The organism is Microcoleus sp. AT3-D2, assembly GCF_036705715.1.
In the GTDB taxonomy this organism is placed as follows: domain Bacteria; phylum Cyanobacteriota; class Cyanobacteriia; order Cyanobacteriales; family Microcoleaceae; genus Microcoleus.
The window spans coordinates 1-17,675 of the sequence record NZ_JAUBVE010000105.1; the positions used below are offsets into that span (position 1 = coordinate 1).

The window sequence follows — 17,675 nt, forward strand, 5'->3', positions numbered from 1 at the left end:
TTCTTCGTAGTTCATATTATTAAGCTAATTTTTTCTTTTATTTTACCTAGAAAGAGCGCACTTTCGCAAGAGGTCTATTGTTCCTGTGATGCTGCTGGCGGCCCAGCTTTCCCGCGAACCAAAACACGAAGAGAAGAAAAAGGAGCTTTTTAAAGCAAGCCGGATGCAGGATTTTCTAGATTCAATCCGTGTATCTCTGGTTAATCATGGCGCGATTCGTCGCTCTCAGACATTGCTTGGGTCTACCGTAGGCGCAATTGATAATCCTTATAAGTGGGTACATCAACAAGCTTTAGTCTATGAAAAATTGACAGAGATGCTGAAAAATAAGCGCGAGGGAATCCAAAAGGACATCCGAAAAGCAGCTAAGGATGCTAAAGACTCTTTACTGCAACAAATTGAGAGAATTTTTCAAGATGCTATAGAAGCTGTTCCATCTTTTGCAGAAGATCATTGGAACTGTAACGAAGTTACCATGAAGCAGGAATGGGAAAAAAAATTAAAAGCACTTCGATTTGAAAAACGCTTAAAGATAGCTTATGAAGAGGCTAGCAAAAAATTCAATAAGGAAGTTCAGGAAGTTCTGGAGGAAATAGGAAATGAATTACAGCTAATATCTGAGCTTGGTAGTAGCGACTTCAACTTTACTGAGCAGGATTCAAACAATTTTCGAGATTTTGTGCGAATTGGTGGAGGCATTCTAGGGATAGCAGGAACTATTATAGCCTTATTCGTCGCCCCTCCTGTGGGTCTCGCTATCGGGATTGTAAGTGCTGTGGTTAGCGGGATTGTTGGAATGTTTAAATCCAAAGATGAAAAGCGACGCGAGGCGGTTATCAATATCTCAACTTCATTGGAAACGCAACTCAACACTCAGAGGCAAAACACTCTACAGCAGGCTGAGAGAGATTTTGGTAAGTATTCTGATTTTGTAACCAAAAATATCAATATCTATTTTGAAGAATTGATAGCAGGACTAGATGCGATCGCGACTCATCTCGAACGAGCAAAAAAGAAGTTATCTGGTACAGAAAATTATCTCAATCGTGCGTATGCCAAGCGAATCCTTGACTGGTGTGCTGAAAAATATGAAACTATGACAGATGAGTGTATCAACCAAATCATTGCTACAGTCGAACGAGATTTAGGGCGCAACATGAAGATTGTCACAAAATCCCAAGTTCAACCACGAAAATCACTAGAGGATATTAAACACATCCTTCAAGAGGATATTTCCTTTAGCGATCTCAAATCTCCCAAATAAGGACTAAACTAACATGACTCAGAACAACTCCAACTTTCAAGCTGCCGATGTCGGTGCATTTTTCAACAAAACGCGAGTAAAATTTGACAGCTTACTGGCTCAGGGAAATACATCGGAACTAACAGCTATCCGCAAAAAAGTGGACGATGAATTAAAAGAGTATCAAGAACAGGGAATTCTAGGTGTAGCTTTTGTCGGGCAATACAGTGCTGGTAAATCAACTATTATCTCTGCCATGACGGGGCGGCGCGATATCCGCATTGATGCTGATATTGCTACTGATAAAACGACCAATTATGACTGGAACGGCATCAAGCTAATTGATACGCCTGGACTTTTTACAGACCGCCAAGATCACGATGAGATTACTTATGATGCCATTAACAAATCTGACTTGCTGGTTTTTTGCCTCACCTATATGCTCTTTGACTCATTGACAGCAGAGAATTTCAAGAAGTTAGCCTATGAAAAAGGCTATCGCTGGAAAATGATGTTAGTCATCAATAAAATGTCTGATGAAGCAGGAGAAGAAGAGCAAAAGATTTCCAACTACCGCCAAAGTCTTGCCGATGCACTGAAGCCTTACAGTCTTGATGAATTTCCGATCTGCTTTATCGATGCCAAAGACTACTGTGAAGGCATTGATGATAAAGATGATTTTCTGACGGAAATCAGCCGATTTCCAACTTTTATTGATGCTCTAAATCAGTTTGTAGAACGTCGAGGCTCTCTTGCTCGTTTTGATACACCAGTCCGAATTGCTCTAAGCTGTGTGGATGAGGCTCAGTTGAGCTTTACTCGCAACTCAGGCGCAGATTCAACTTTTTTTGAAGTGCTGACACGGTTATCTCGCACAGTGCGTAAAGAGCGCGATCGCCTGGGAACTAAAGTTAAAAATATAGCCCTAGAGATGGCTTCAGGAGTTGCTAGCGAAGGCAACACTCTTGCCGCAGCAGTAGGTAGCGAGCAGAAATTTGAAAATCTGAATAAACAAGCTGAACTGAATGTGCAGAAGCACTATGAGAAAGCAGAAACCAAACTGCAAGATGCTGTAAATGTAGCAGTTGAAGATATCCGGCAGGAGGTTGAAAAAGTGCTAGAAGGTGATCTAGTCAAGAGTTTTGTTGCTTGCCTAGATAAAAATCAAAATATATCAGCCCAAAATCTGGGGGCTGCTATGGATATGGAGCGACTAAAAAGCCAAGTTAACTTGCTTAAAAAAATTGGTGAGACAGCCGGGGTGAAGCTGACCACTTTGGCATCGAGGAGTTTTGCAAAAACCGCTGCTGAACAAGGATTTCTACGTTCTATAGATGTAGCAGGAAGCGGTCTACATCAAGGTGTTGTGGCTGTGGGAAAATTTGTCGGCTTTAAGTTTAAGCCTTGGCAGGCGGTTGGTATGGCTAAAAACATCGGCAATGCTGCTAAATTTCTGGGACCAGCTCTAGCACTTGTTTCGGTAGGACTAGATATTTTACAAATGCAACAGGAACATGAGCGAGAAAGGCAAATGGCTGAGGTCCGTCGCGATATTACGAGTCAATTTCAATCAATAGCCAAAGACTTGGAAAATCAAATTGAAATACAGCTATTTGAATTTGAGCAACAGGTTTACGGAGAGATTGAGAAGCAAATTGCAGCCGCTCGTCAGAAGGAAGAGGAAGTGATTTATGCTTCTAATACTTGGGTAAAACAACTGGCAGAAATCCGTAAGGATTTTGACGGGATTATCCAGTACATCACGAAGGCAGCAGCTAACCTGAATACTTGAATCTGAAAAAGAGCGATCGCCCTTACATCCCAACTTGTCAAAAAGCGCGATTTAAGGGCGATCGGATATAACCATCAACAACGCGGCGATGGAGGAAACGGCAGTGCCGTTTCCTGATTCCGGGCTACTCTTACAAATTGCAACTCATATCCCCAGATAATTGACTGAAACGCGCATTTTCCCGATAGTCTACCGGACAGTCAATCACGCAAGGGACATCTTGAGCCAGGGCTTCTTTCAGAATCGGAATAAAATCTGTGGCAGATTCCACTCGATAGCCTTTTAAACCCATACTTTCCGCAAATTTCACAAAGTCGGGATTGCCAAATTTGACGAAATCGGAATGACCAAAATAATCTTGCTGCTTCCATTCAATTAACCCGTAACCGCCGTCATTAAATATCAGCGTCACAAAATTAGTACCGACTCGCAAAGCAGTTTCTAACTCTTGGCAATTCATCATAAAACCACCGTCGCCGGTGGCTGCTATTACTTTGCGATCGGGATAAACGAGTTTTGCAGCTACCGCACCCGGAATTGCAATTCCCATCGCCGCAAAGCCGTTGGAAATCAAACAGGTATTCGGGCGATCGCAATGATAGTGTCGCGCGATCCACATTTTGTGAGCTCCGACATCAGATATAAGAATATCTTCCGGGCCCAGGACTTGCCGCAAATCGTAAATGAGTTTTTGTGGCTTGATCGGGAAACCATCGTCGGCTGCATATTGTTCGTACCCAGCGCGAATATCCGCCCGCAATTGCTTAGCAAAAGGGTCTACTTTCTCCATGCGATCGGCACGCTGCAAAATTTCATTGAGGGAATCAGAAATATCCCCCACAACTTCTATAAGAGGAATATAACTGCTGTCAATTTCTGCTGGCAAAGATCCAATGTGAATGATCGGAATTTTTCCTTCTGGATTCCACTTCTTCGGGGAATATTCAATCAAATCGTAGCCAACAGCAATCACTAAATCCGTTTCTTCAAAAGCACAACTAATATAATCCCGTTTTTGCAATCCCGTCGTCCACAGTGCCAAAGGATGAGTGTAAGGAATTACACCTTTGCCCATGAAAGTATTAGCTACGGGAATATTCAATCGAGTAGCAAATTGTGTCAAAGCATCGCTGCCATTAGCGCGGATCGCGCCGTTTCCTACTAAAAGTAGAGGACTTTTTGCCTTGGAAATTGCCACAGCGGCTTTATTCAAGCTTTGGTAAGCACCAAAAGTTTTTTCGCGGTTGTCTTTGGTGAGCGGCATTCCTTCAGCAGGCATTGCTGCAATGTTTTCAGGTAAGTCAATGTGAACTGCTCCCGGCTTTTCACTTTGAGCTACTTTAAAGGCTTTGCGGACAATTTCTGCCGTCGTGCTGGGGCGGACAATTTGAGCATTCCACTTAGTAACTGGTGCAAACATAGCGACCAAATCTAAATATTGGTGCGATTCTATGTGCATTCTGTCTGTGCCGACTTGTCCGGTAATTGCTATTAAAGGAGCGCCATCTAAGTTGGCATCAGCAACTCCTGTCATTAAGTTAGTTGCGCCAGGGCCCAAGGTGGACAAGCAAACGCCGGCTTTGCCTGTGAGACGACCGTAAACGTCTGCCATGAAAGCGGCGCCTTGTTCGTGGCGAGTAGTAATAAATTTAATTGAAGAGTTTCTCAGGGCTTCTAAAATTTCTAAATTTTCTTCTCCGGGAAGTCCGAAGACGTATTCGACGCCTTCATTTTCTAAACATTTTACCAATAGTTGAGCTGTGTTCATTTCCGTTTTTCTCCTCGGTTAATGGGGGTTGTGGGTCTTTTTCAACCGATCGCAAAAATACTAAATGGGACTTTTTAACCCCAGGTAAACGCAGATAAACGCAGGCTTATGTAGATTTGTGCGATCGGTTGATAGAGCGGGAGGTTATTTCACCCACACTGTTTTTATGTTAACAAATTCGTGCATTCCTTGGATGCTCAATTCGCGTCCGTAACCGGAGCGTTTGATGCCGCCGAAGGGCAATCTCGGGTCGGATTTTACTAAACCGTTGATGAATACCGCGCCGGCCTCTAGTTCGGAAATAAAGCGATCGCTCTCTGAGTTTACTGTAGTCCAAGCTGACGCACCCAAGCCAAAAGATGTGCTATTTGCGAGGGCGATCGCTTCATCGATGCCTGCAACTCGGAATACTAAAGCTACGGGCCCGAAAAATTCTTCTTGACGGGCAGAGGCATTCGACGGAATATCTGCCAGAATAGTTGGCAAGTAGAAATTGCCGGCATTCTCTGACAATGGGCTGCCACCTGTCAGAATTTTTGCTCCCGATTGGATGCAAGTTTGCACTTGATTGTCCAAGTCTTTGAGGATTGCGGGAGTAGCTAAAGGGCCGATATCGGTTTCTGGCAACATCGGATCGCCTACTTTTAATTGCTTGAATTTTTCGACAAATCCTTTGATGAATTCGTCGGCAATCTCTTCTGCTAAAATAAAGCGTTTGGCGGCGATGCAAGATTGACCGTTATTGAGCATCCGGGATGTCACAGCAGTTGATAAAGCTGCTGCTAAATCGGCGCTGGACATCACAATAAATGGGTCGCTTCCTCCCAATTCCAACACTACTTTTTTCAAATTTTTGCCCGCATTTGCTGCCAAACTTTCACCCGCTGGTTCGCTACCGGTGAGAGTTGCTGCTTTTATACGATCGTCCGCAACGATATTGGCTACTTTGTCGGCGCCCACTAACAAAGTTTGAAAAACTCCTTCGGGAAAGCCAGCAAGCGTAAAAATTTCTTCGATTTTCAAAGCGCACTGAGGCACGTTGGAAGCGTGTTTGAGCAAGCCGACATTGCCCGCCATCAGTGCGGGCGCCGCAAACCGAAAAACTTGCCAAAATGGGAAATTCCACGGCATAACGGCTAAAATAGGGCCGAGGGGTTGGTAGCGGACAAAGCTGCTGCTAGCGTCAGTGGTTGCCGGTACGTCTGCCATAAATTGAGCGGCATTTTTGGCGTAATACCGACAAACTAAGGCGCATTTTTCCACTTCGCCGATCGCAGATTTGAGCGTTTTACCCATTTCCAGGGTCATCATTTCAGCATAAATTTCGCGATCGCGCTCCAAGATGTCTGCAGCTTTCTGCATCCACAGAGCTCTCTGCTCAAACGGCAGTTGGCGGTATTTCTTAAAAGCTTGCTGTGCTAATTCCAGCTTAGCTTCTATTACCTCATCCGCAAGTGGCTCGAAAGTTTTCAGCGTTTCTCCCGTTGCCGGATTGATAGTAGCAATAGCCATTGTTTCATCTCCTGTGTAAAAAACACAAAACTCCCTGCTAGTTTTCAGCCGAGGCAGGGAGTTGTATCAAGGTATTACAAAATAGGAATTTACCAGCCACGTTTTCTTTCAGGTCCTGCCAATTTGCAAGTGCCGCGATTTGTTTAAATTTCTCTACTTTTAATTATAGTTCAGAGTCTCGATCGCAAATCTTAAGAAAATTTGTCTTTCTGAAATCACGCACAAATATCAAGAACAGGCTAGACGGCCTGTTCCATAAAAGTTAAATGTTCTTGCGGGGCGGAACGCCCGCCCCTGAAAGCTTGATTCACAATTAATGGTGCAAGATCGAGGAAATATCTGGTCGGGTGTCCCGCCCGCCTTGCATTCTCAAGAACAGGCGCGACGGCCTGTTCCACTACACATTTCTCAATTCATCTCCCTCAAACCGACTGTTCCTGAACGTAATCCTGCACGTAAGACTGATAGTAATACCTGCTGCCTTTATCGTTATTCGCCACCATTCCCAACAGCGGAATTCCCGCCATTTTTAAATCTTCAAAAGCCAACAACAGCGCCTCCCGCTCAGTTTGATGCAGCCCCACTACCAGCATCAATCCGTTAGTGTGAGCCGCCAACAAATTCGCATCCGCCAAACCCAAAAGTGGTGCAGTATCGTAAATAACTAAGTCAAAATGACTTGACAAAGCTGCCATTAAATGCTGCATTTTTTTGGAAGAAAGCACCTTTGTGGGATCGAAAGGAACCGGGCCGGAAGTTAACACAAACAAATTTTCATCGCGGGGCGATCGCACAATCACCTGTTGCACATCCACATCATCAGCAATCACATTGTGCAAGCCTTGCCAATTCGGTAAACCCAGCATTTCGTGTACCTGCGGGCGCCGTAAATCCCCATCCACCAACAGCACTTGCTGCCCCATTGCAGCCGCCGCCCGCGCCAGATTTACTGCTACCGTAGACTTGCCGTCACCTACTTGACAAGAAGTAATTACGCAAGAATTAATCGGAGTTTCAACGTTTAGTAAGCGAATATTCGCATTGAGCGATCGAAAAGCTTCTTGAAAAGCATCCGTCGGCATCGGCGAAATTGCCACATCCACCGGGCTTGTCTCAGCAGGAGGAAGTCTCAAAATTTTATCGCTAGCAGGAATTACCCCCAACAAAGGCAGGCGAATCGACTGTTTAACATCCTCTGGAGTTTGGAACACCGTTTTATTGTTAAACCGTTCCGCCAACTGCGCCGCCAGCATACCAAATAGCAAACCAGCCAATCCCCCCAAAGCCAAATTCAAAGGCATAATCGGAGCAACAGCCATCAACTCGCCATTTTTGTAACGCGGAATTTCCGGCTTAGCAATAACTTCCCAAGCCACCTCTTTTTTGCCCACAGCTTCAAGCTGCAAAGCTTGCTGTTTTGCCAGCAAACCATTGAGCGTATTGTTAGTCAAATCCAACTCGCGCTGCAAATCGGAATAGCGCCGCAAAATCACCGGGAATTTTTGAGAGTATTGGTTCAACTGCTTAGCAGCTTGTTCCAAAACTTGATTCCGTACACCCAGCACCTGAATTAAATTAGCAGTACCGACAAACTGCTCGATCAACTTAATCCGCACCGGATCTTGAAAAGCCAGCACTTGTGAACTTACCTTAGCTAAATCCGTCCCCAGAACTTGTTGGGCTTCTTTCTTCAACAAAGGAATCAGGTTCTTGCGCTGTTCTCGCAACAATTGCATTTGCGGAGTTTCGTCGGTAAACGTAGCCGAGTTAATCGCAATTTCCCCTTCTAATTGTTGCAATTGAGTCAGCATCCCTTGATAGCGGGGAGCTTGACTCAGAGCCGAGGCCATCAGCGCTTGCTGCTGGTTAAGTCCGAGCTGATTTTGCAGATTGGAATAGAGCAATCTCTGCTGATTGAGCTGCGTTTGCGCTTCCAATCTTTGCGTTTGAAGTTCACTGATTTGCTGCGCGAGTTGTTGCGTTTGAATTTGCGGGTCGATGAAATTGTACTGCTGCCGCAATTTTTGAATTTCTGTTTGCAGAGCTTGTTGGCGCTTTTGCTGGTTGGGAATTTTCGATTTTACAAAATCCAGAGTCTGACTAATTTGAGTGGTGGTATCTTGCACGCTGTAGTTGCGGTATCCTAACGCAACTTTTTCCAAAACAAACTGAATTTTTTTCGGGTCATAATCCCGATACTTAACTTCTATAATTTTGGTATTTTTGAAGCGATTAATTGACAGCCTGGTTTCCTGAGATAACGGCAAATTATCTGCTTTTTGGTTTAAAAGGTAATTGTAGTTTATTTCGGGATACTTAGCCTGCAACTCTTTAATAATCGGCGCCATTACTTGCGGACTTTGCAAAACTTGAATTTGGGATTCGTAGTCAAAACCGCCCTTTTCTTGGGTCGCTGGGGCCGCTGGTTGCAGTTTCAGCTCACCGGAGTAGATTTTGGCTAAAGTATTTTGCGTAACGGCTGGTTCTACTAATAATTGAAAGCGCCCTTCGTACTCGCTTTTTTGATTCAGTGTCCAGGCGAAAACTCCGGTAGTCACTGCCGCTGCTACGCCGATGACTAAGATTGATCGACTGCGGCAAACTTCCCAAAAACTTAACTCTTCTGCCTCGGTTTTGTTTCTGCCTAAAAATTTATCTTCTTCATAAAGCCCAGAAGACATTTTTTCCAGATTAGCGGCTTTTTTATGATTAAACAGTGCTACTTGAGATTGTTTCCCTGGTTTCATTTGATTTCTACAACTTATTAGTTTAAACGTCTGTATTGGTGGCGGATTCTCAGGAAATCGGTTGATTCCTCGATATTTCATTACCAAACCGCCATTTTTTCTAGAAGCCTGGTTTCTGAGGCCTTAATGCCAGTCTATTCAAATCACCGAAAAATATCGAACAACCGAAATATTCCTAACAGCGGGCTGAGAGGAGCGAGAGTCCCGCCTACATTATCCGAGAACGTAGCGCGACCCGATCGCCTTACCATAATTACATCATTATTTTGCAGTTTGGGATTAGTTTCTTCATTGGCAGTTGCGGAAAAATCCACCTTAATATTTAGCTGCGAAACGGTGCCGTTAGGATTGAGGCGAATTAAATTCACCGAATCCATTTCGGCCCGCGCTTTATTAAAACCTCCCGCTGCTACCAGCGCTTGATTTAAAGTAGTGTTGGGCAGCACCGCAATCGCTCCCGGTTTCACGACTTCTCCTACAATGTTCACCCTAATCGTATCCGGTGAAAAATTAGAATTAGCAACTTGTTCGTCTTGGGTTGCATCGAGGTTTTCGGCTTTGGGAACGATTACCGTATCTCCCTGTTGCAGCGCTAAATCTTGGGATACATCTCCCCCTTCCAAAAGTTGCCACAAATTCACATTAATAATTTGCTCTGTACCCGCCCGTGTCAGGCGGCGAACTTGTATTTGTCTGATATCAGCTACCGGCGTAATGCCGCCCGCCATTTTAATTGCCCTCGTTACAGTTTGCTGCAAAACAGTTTCCCCGCCGTTGGTTTCGCTGGCAGCAAACAAACCAGAATTTTCACCCATTTCATTCTCTTGTACCCTACTTTGAGCCTCTTTTGCCAAAGTATAAGTACCGGGGCGAGTTACTTCGCCCACCACAGCAATATTAATTGGTTGAGTGCTTTGTCCGGTAATGTTAGCTACTGCTAAAGTCGGTGCTTCTTGGCGGTTGAGGCTAGTTACAGTGGGAATAAATATAGTATCGCCGTCGCGCAAAGTCATATCGGCCCGCAAATCGCCGTTTTGCAATAATTCCCACAAATCCACACTAATAATTTGTTCCGGTGCGTTGCGCTGGGGCCGGCGGATTTTGATTTGCCGCACGTCTGCTGACTGGGTAATTCCACCGGCCATTCGCAGAGCCCGCGATATCGTTGGCATTTGAGTTCCCATTTGCTCTGCTGTGCCTCCGGGGCCTGCTGCTGAGGATATTGTATAGGCTCCGGGGCGGTTGATTTCGCCCGCGATCGCAATTTGCAAAGGACGCGGCGCCAGCAGTTTCAGGGTAATCCAAGGACGTTTAAGGTATTTGCCGTATTTGTCTTTAACAGCATTAGAAGCTTGTTCTAAGGTCATCCCGTACACCGAAACGCTGCCAATTAACGGCAAACTCAGGGAACCGTCGGCCTGTACTTGGTGTTGACCGTTGGGGCCGCTGTATTCCGGGACGTTGAAGATGTCCATTTGAATACGATCGCCCGCTCCCAAAGTGTAAACTTCCGATCGTACACTTGAAGGTGCACTTGCCGGAAATTCCGGAAATCCCGGCGCTGCGGGTACTTGTACAGGAGAACCCGTATCAGCAGGAGGAGGAGGAGGAGGCATAAACTGGGCCGCTGCAGGAGATGAACCAACCGCCGCGAGCACTGACACTGTTAAACTTTGGGCAATTAAACTTTTGACAGCATTGCTTGGCCAATAACTTAGCTTGCAACTTTTGCTGGAAACGTCTCCCTGATCCCCTCTCCTTGCAGGAAAGGGGAGAAATTCTTCACCTTCCCTCTCCGCAAAGGGGACAGAAGGGTGAGATTTTTTCTCAAGTTGCACCTTGCGCGAATAACTTTTCACCACCATCGCTTTTTGCCCCTATCCTTATCCAACCCCGCCAACATCAAATGTAACCCAACTCTTCTAACTTGCTGAGAACTTTTTTAACACTCTCTTCCACACTTTCTCGCTCTGTGTAACACATAATCTCAGGATTAAGCGGTTCTTCATAAGGATCGTCAATTCCCGTAAAACCCTTAATTTCTCCGGCTCTCGCCTTAGCGTATAACCCCTTGACATCGCGACCTTCGCACACTTCTAACGGCGCTGTGATATATACTTCAACAAAATTGGGCTCCATTGCTCTAATTTCGTCGCGAATTGCTCTGTAGGGGCTAATAGCTGCGGTCATTACCGCTACTCCATTGCGGCTCAGCAGGTGAGCTACAAATCCAATCCGCCGAATATTAGTATCTCGGTCTTCTTGGCTAAATCCCAAACCTTTTGACAAGTTGGTGCGAACGACATCTCCATCTAATATTTCAACTTTGCAACCTCTTGCCTTCAATTCAGGTTCGAGAGCTTTGGTGATAGTTGTCTTGCCGGAGCCGCTCAGCCCGGTGAACCATAGGATAAAACCTTTTTCCATTTTCAGCCGTTAATTAGTAACTGGGAAATTATTAAGACGTAAAACTTTATAGATGCAGTTCCCTTTTTTCTATTATCGTTATTCGCGGTGTCATATTGGCAATATTTACGCGCCAAAAATGAGAAATCAAAATTTGCGATCGCTCCTGCGGTCACTTAGTAACAAAATTGTGCGCTCGCTGCATAATTCCCGATTGATTATTTGTCAAGTCTTTACACAGTAAAATTCAATTCGCGATCGCCAACGCCGAACATCTATCCGCAGGGTACGCACGGAACACCTTAGCTTAACATTATGCCAAAATGACAAACGCCGAACATCTATCTGCAGGGTTAACCGCACGGATCACCTGACTGAGCCTTTCGCCATAAACCTAAAATCTCAAATGGTATTGCCTATGTCTTCCGTTTTGAAAGCAGATGTTTTGGTAGTCGGTGGCGGCACCGGCGGCACTGCAGCAGCCGTGCAAGCAGCCCGCCGAGGTGCCAAAACAATTTTAGTAAGCGAATTCCCCTGGCTGGGAGGAATGCTGACTTCGGCTGGCGTTTCTGCCCCCGATGGCAATGAATTAGCAGCTTTTCAAACCGGTTTGTGGGGCGCGTTTTTGCGGGAACTCCAGCAGCGACAGCCGGGAGGTTTGGATTGGGGCTGGGTAAGTTTTTTTACTTACGATCCCCGCACAGGTGCTGAAATTTTCGCTGATTGGGTTAAATGTTTGCCGAACTTACAGTGGATTTGTGGACAAACTGCTCAAGATGTGATTTATGAAGGAGATCGCATTTCTGGCGTTCAGTTTGCAGATTTTACGGTTTCGGCCAAAATCACTTTAGATGCAACGGAATTGGGAGATTTGCTGGCTTTAGCGGAAGTTGGGCACCGCTGGGGTTGGGAATTCCAAGCCGAGTGGGGAGAACCCAGCGCGCCGACTGCCTCTAATGCTCTCACAGAAAGGTATTCGGTGCAAGCTCCGACTTGGGTGGCAATCATGCAGGATTTTGGTAAAGGTGCAGCCCGGCCAGAAATTCCCGCGCCGCCTGTTGACAATCCCGATCGATTTACTGGTGCTTGGGACGGTTACACTCCCGAAAAATTTCTCAATTACGGCAGGCTGCCAGGGGGATTGTTGATGATTAATTGGCCGATTCGAGGTAATGATTATGGTGAAGGAGTCGATCGACTAATTGCATCTGAAGCATCTCGACAAGAATTCCTGCAAGAAAGTCGGTGGCACACTCAAAGTTTCGCCCGTTTCATTCAAACGCAACTCGGCCGCCGGTACGGCTTAGCACAGAATATTTTCCCGATTTCAACGATCGACAATCAACAAAATTCTTCCCTTCTTTCTTCCTTTGCCTTACATCCTTACTACCGAGAAAGTCGGCGCTTGCGAGGGATAAGTACAGTCACAGAACAAGATATTTTGCCTATTGTCGGTGGAAGAGTCGCGAAGTTGCCGATAAATTCTGAGGGAATTTGTGAAACAATTGCGATCGGCAACTATGCCAATGATCACCACTACACCAGTGGCGACATTCCCTTGCAGCCCAAATCTATTCGCTGGGGCGGGCGCTGGACGGGAACTCCGTTTACCATTCCTTACAGCGCCCTAATTCCTGCGAGTGTAGACGGTTTGCTAGTGTGCGAAAAAAATATTTCCGTCTCTCACATCGCCAACGGTGCAACTCGCTTGCAACCGACGGTAATGAATATTGGACAGGCGGCGGGGATGGCGGCGGCTTTGTGCGCGGAATCTGGATGTCAGCCGCGGGAGTTGCCGGTGAGAGTTTTGCAGGAAGCTTTGCTGCAAGATTCCGAGGCGAGTGCGGCGGTTATTCCTTTATTTAATTTGACACGGGATCGATCGGACTGGCTCGATTGGCAACGCTATTATCTCGATCGACCCCAAGCATATCCCGCCAGCGGCGAATGTCAGGAGTCAGTAGAGAAACCAAGCAGTCAAACAGCAAATACCCACAGCCAATTTTCGGGCATTTTCCGTCGCCTCGGCGAACAAGACTGGACAATAACGCTGACAAGCCCTGCATCCTTAGCCGATCAAACTTGGCAACTCGTGACTTTGGACTCGGAAACCGACAGATTTTTACAGAATTGCGAAACCGAAAAGCCTCTGACAGTATGGGGCAGGCTGAATTCGGCAGGTGCTTGGCTGCTGGCGGAAGCCCTAGAATTGAAGGGGTAAGGTTTTTTGCAGAGATCCGAAAAATTCACAGAAATTTATCCTGATCGATCGGGGAGAGTCCGTATCAGTTAATAGACAATGACACGGATACTAACCCCATGCAAACTTACACACCAATTGCTTTACAGAGTCTTTTGGGCGTTACTTTGAGCGCCACTGTCGTTCGAGCCTTTGAATCCCTCGTCGGACTGCTCGAATTTGCCACCGCTTCATACATTTTATCCGCCCAAAGCGAACAAAGGGGCGATCGTTCTCCAGAAAGAGGCAGCGGACGCCGAGAGTTCAGTGAACCTAATCTTTACACTCATCAACTACAAGCATTTTAATGACATTGGACGAAAGCGATTTCCGTTATTGAGTTAGTTTCTGCCGCCCGTGTCGAGCGCTCAATCTGATTTCCTGGGATGCTAGTTTTTCAGGTTTACAAGGCAACTGCATTTCTTGTTTACAGTCATTAGGATCTTCTTTTATGTGAGTGATGATAGCATATAAACCTTAAACCGCCATCTATCGAGAGATTGAAGCTCGTATTTGGCGGTTTTGTATATTATTGTAACCTCCTGGGTAGTGCAATTAGCATTTTTTATTGTTGAACGTAGAGATTTTATTTATTCCATTTTATATCGACTTCTGACTGCTCTGATAGATCAGATGCTACGCATCTAAAGTCTCTGTTGCTTCGGGAGGGGGAGATGGTGAGAAAGGGAGAGGGAAAGATAATTTTCCGCTTTTTATACAAGGATTTTAGAATACAATTTAAATGCGCGATAGCTTAACTAAAGCCTGATTCCTTCTTCTTCTTCCTTATAATTCGTGATCCCTAATTTCGGATTGCTGATTCTAGAGTTTGATAATTTGAGGGAAATTAATCCTGATCAGCCTGGGTAATGTCGTATCTCTAAATAGATACTGACACGACGAATACTACCCATGAAAACCTACACTGCAATTGCTTTACTGAGCCTGTTGGGCATTACCTTGAGTGCCACCGCCGCTCAAGCTTTTGAATCTTCACTCCCCATTGTCGAAACTGCCACCGCCCAATATATGTTGTCAGCCCAAACTGAACACAGGCCCAATCGCCGTCCTCGGAGGGACACCGAACGGAGAAATTTTACTGAGCCTACTGTTTACACTCATCCGCTACAAGATTTCTAATGGCAATGGACGCAAGTGATGACCACAACTGAGTTGCTTTGGGCCGTTCATTCGATCGCTCGATCGGATTTTCTGGAATTCTAGTTTTTCAGGTTAAGCGACAACTGCACTTTTTGTGGACAGTTCTGAGGAGATTCTTTTTTGTGTAAAAAATGTTAGTATATAAACCTTAAACCGCCATCTACCTAGAGATAGATTCTAGTATGTGGCGGTTTTGTATTGAAAACGCTTCAATTAAACAGGAATTACCCACAGGCCTCTGATCATCTGAGTTTTTCAGCCGATATCCCTCGCGCTCCACCCCTTATTTTGGGGTTGCACAATTTGAGGAGGATTCTTGTGGGGTGTTCCGCCTGCTGTGAAAATACAGCGGACGGGCTACGAGATCCCATCCCACAAAACCATCAAAATCTTCCCGCAATTATGCAACAGCCTTATTTTAGTCGATCGAACCGGGTTTGGGCATCCATGACTATTCAAGAATTAGGGGCTCGGAGTCGCCTCAAATTCCTGGCATCGCAACAGTTATTTACCTTCTCCCCCCCACAGGTAGGGTTTAATTTTCAACCGCTGCACTATAATTAACTTGCGATAACTAACTTATATATAGGTAAACTGTCAGCGCAGAGGGTGCAGCAATCTACTTAAATTGGCCACCAATAAGAATCACTTATGCGGTGTGGATAGCCTTTAAGCCCATGCCCCTGTTACCTCAGGGAAATTAACTAACCTGAATATTAGGGTAGCTGGCAAGCTTTCCGGCGACAGTCGGCTATGCTTGATTCGGCGCTCTCGCAATAATTTAATGGAGGATGACAAAATGCCTCCTAATTTGGCTATTTCGGGGATAGTGATGAAAAATGACTCTTTGGATCTGGTCAAAAGCCTCAGCCCTAGTGCAATGGATCAGATCATGCTATATCTGGCGTTTAGCGCCATGAGAACCAGTGGGCACAGGCACGGGGCGTTTCTAGACGCGGCCGCAACGGCGGCTAAGTGTGCCATTTATATGACTTATATGGAGCAGGACAACAACCTGCGGATGACCGGACATTTGCATCACATTGAGCCTAAACGGGTGAAGGTGATTGTTGAAGAAGTCCGGGAAGCTCTGACTCAGGGAAAATTGCTGAAAATGTTGGGTTCCCAAGAACCTAGATATTTGATTCAGTTTCCTTATGTCTGGCTGGAACAGTATGGTTGGATGCCGGGACGCCCTCGCATTCCGGGAAACAATTTGACTGTAGATGAAAAAAAATATCTCGAAGGCAAAATTCCTCCTAATCCGCCAGACGCTCAACTGATCAATTCTTTTCAGTTTATGGAGTTGATTGAGTTTCTGCACAGGCGATCGCAAGAAGATATGTCTCCAGAAAGGCGAATGCCTTTGAGTGAAGCTCTAGCAGAACACATTAAGCGGCGCTTGATCTATTCTGGGACAGTAACTCGCATTGATTCTCCTTGGGGAATGCCGTTTTATGCCCTCACCCGCGCTACTTATTCTCCTGCAGAGCAGGAAGAGCGGACATTTACTATGGTTGAGGATACGGCTAGATATTTCCGGCTGATGAAGGATTGGGCGGAAAAACAACCGAATGTGATGCGAATTATGGAGACTTTGGATATTCCGCCGGATCGGCTCGACCAAGCCCTTGAAGAATTAGATGAAATTATTCGCAATTGGGCCGATCGCTATCACAAGCGGGGCGAACCGACGATGATTTTACAAATGGTTTTTGGGCCGCAAGACGACGCTTAGTTTGATTAACTATTAATCATTAGTCATGAGTTGATTGCTTGAGACTAATGATTAATAGCTAATAGCTCTGGAGTGCGCGATCGACTTTTTTTCCAAAAACACTCCGTTAATCGTTTCAATTATCGTAACAAACCCGGTTTCTTGGATCGCGAATGTGTCCAGGATTAACTAAGCTAAAAAAGCTCTCCAGGTCGCCGCTAAAATAATCGCAGCGATCGCTCCTATGAGTGTATTAAAAAAATTTACTACCTCGTTCGTCAGCCACTCAAACTTTGATTGCACCGTCGCCCCAATCACGCTCTCGATGTTCGTGGCAATAAAAGCTGCAATAACACAAAAAAGAATTCCTGTCAAGTCTATTAAACCGACGGCCCAACTTAAAAGCGCAATCAAAATTGAGCCGACAATACCTGCGATCGTTCCTTCCAAACTTACGGCCCCTTCGGTACCCCTAGGTACAGGCTGCAAGCTGGTAATTAAAAAAGTCCGCTTCCCGTAAGCTTTGCCGATTTCGCTGGCGCTGGTATCGGAAAGTTTAGTGCAAAAACTCGCCGCGTAACCCAGCAATAACAGGGAAATAGCATCTTGTGGCACAGACATCTTGCCTGTCTCTCCTAAAATAGATAATGCCAAAACTCCCACAGCGCAAAGAGTAGCGGTCAAAGCAGAACCCCAGACATTTTCCGGACCTCGCGCGCCTGAACGCTTTTCGGCTATGCCTTCTGCTTCTTTTTGGGCTTTGCCGATGCGGGTAACTCCAGATCCGACAAGAAAGTAAAACATCACCACAGCATAGCCTTCCCATCCCAAACAGCCCCAGATGAGGACGCCCAATATCCAGCCGTGAAATTGGCCAGCGGGAGTGAGCAATTTTTTAGGAGCAATGGTGGCGATCGCGAGTAAAACTGTATTTAGGGCGATCGCCACCAACCAAGGATTAGACCAAGATAAATAATGAAAGAACAATTCTGAATTCTGCATTTAGTACCTCCTTGACATCCACCCCGCCCTATAAGGGCGAGGATTCCTAAGACTCACAACTTAGGTTTCTGCTTCTTTCCCTGACGGG

At 45.6% G+C, this 17,675-nt stretch carries 12 protein-coding genes; 6 read left to right on the plus strand and 6 right to left on the minus strand.

The genetic code is table 11. The annotated features are described in order from the left end of the window. The first annotated feature begins 85 nt into the window (after positions 1–85). Both QUB44_RS28305 and QUB44_RS28310 read left to right on the plus strand, forming a co-directional pair. Positions 86–1,264, plus strand: coding sequence for a hypothetical protein (locus QUB44_RS28305; RefSeq protein WP_333372673.1), 1,179 nt, complete (start codon positions 86–88; stop codon positions 1,262–1,264). Positions 1,265–1,277: 13 nt separating this feature from the next. Then, positions 1,278–3,035 carry a GTPase gene (locus QUB44_RS28310; RefSeq protein ID WP_333372675.1) on the plus strand — a complete coding sequence of 586 codons (1,758 nt, stop codon included), beginning with the start codon at positions 1,278–1,280 and terminating at the stop codon, positions 3,033–3,035. A gap of 130 nt (positions 3,036–3,165) precedes the next feature. Here QUB44_RS28310 and QUB44_RS28315 read toward each other — a convergent pair whose 3' ends face one another. From QUB44_RS28315 to cysC, 5 genes are all read right to left on the minus strand, one after another. Then, the gene (locus QUB44_RS28315) at positions 3,166–4,803 is read right to left on the minus strand and encodes an acetolactate synthase large subunit (protein ID WP_333372677.1); all 1,638 of its coding nucleotides are present in this window, start codon (positions 4,801–4,803) and stop codon (positions 3,166–3,168) included. Between the two features lie 144 nt (positions 4,804–4,947). Continuing rightward, on the minus strand, positions 4,948–6,315 hold the full coding sequence (locus QUB44_RS28320; RefSeq protein ID WP_333372679.1) for an NAD-dependent succinate-semialdehyde dehydrogenase: 1,368 nt from the start codon (positions 6,313–6,315) through the stop codon (positions 4,948–4,950). 422 nt (positions 6,316–6,737) lie between these two features. Further along, positions 6,738–9,062 (minus strand): polysaccharide biosynthesis tyrosine autokinase, encoded by a 2,325-nt coding sequence (locus QUB44_RS28325; RefSeq protein ID WP_333158045.1) that lies wholly within the window; start codon positions 9,060–9,062, stop codon positions 6,738–6,740. 143 nt (positions 9,063–9,205) lie between these two features. Next, positions 9,206–10,927 carry an SLBB domain-containing protein gene (locus tag QUB44_RS28330; protein ID WP_333158047.1) on the minus strand — a complete coding sequence of 574 codons (1,722 nt, stop codon included), beginning with the start codon at positions 10,925–10,927 and terminating at the stop codon, positions 9,206–9,208. A 37-nt stretch (positions 10,928–10,964) separates the two neighbouring features. Further along, the gene (cysC, locus tag QUB44_RS28335; RefSeq protein ID WP_333158050.1) at positions 10,965–11,489 is read right to left on the minus strand and encodes an adenylyl-sulfate kinase; all 525 of its coding nucleotides are present in this window, start codon (positions 11,487–11,489) and stop codon (positions 10,965–10,967) included. 397 nt (positions 11,490–11,886) lie between these two features. Between cysC and QUB44_RS28340 the strand changes: the two genes are divergently transcribed. From QUB44_RS28340 to hetR, 4 genes are all read left to right on the plus strand, one after another. Beyond that, positions 11,887–13,689 carry an FAD-dependent oxidoreductase gene (locus QUB44_RS28340; protein WP_333372681.1) on the plus strand — a complete coding sequence of 601 codons (1,803 nt, stop codon included), beginning with the start codon at positions 11,887–11,889 and terminating at the stop codon, positions 13,687–13,689. Positions 13,690–13,787: 98 nt separating this feature from the next. Then, entirely contained in the window at positions 13,788–14,015 is a 228-nt protein-coding gene (gene patX / locus QUB44_RS28345) for a heterocyst-inhibiting protein PatX (protein ID WP_333158053.1), read from the plus strand. A gap of 604 nt (positions 14,016–14,619) precedes the next feature. Continuing rightward, positions 14,620–14,847, plus strand: coding sequence for a hypothetical protein (locus QUB44_RS28350; protein ID WP_333158055.1), 228 nt, complete (start codon positions 14,620–14,622; stop codon positions 14,845–14,847). An 853-nt stretch (positions 14,848–15,700) separates the two neighbouring features. After that, positions 15,701–16,606, plus strand: coding sequence for a heterocyst differentiation master regulator HetR (hetR, locus tag QUB44_RS28355; RefSeq protein ID WP_333372686.1), 906 nt, complete (start codon positions 15,701–15,703; stop codon positions 16,604–16,606). Between the two features lie 168 nt (positions 16,607–16,774). On the opposite strand, the gene QUB44_RS28360 is transcribed toward hetR, so the two are convergent. After that, positions 16,775–17,587 (minus strand): TIGR00297 family protein, encoded by an 813-nt coding sequence (locus QUB44_RS28360; RefSeq protein WP_333372683.1) that lies wholly within the window; start codon positions 17,585–17,587, stop codon positions 16,775–16,777. Positions 17,588–17,675: the final 88 nt, after the last annotated feature.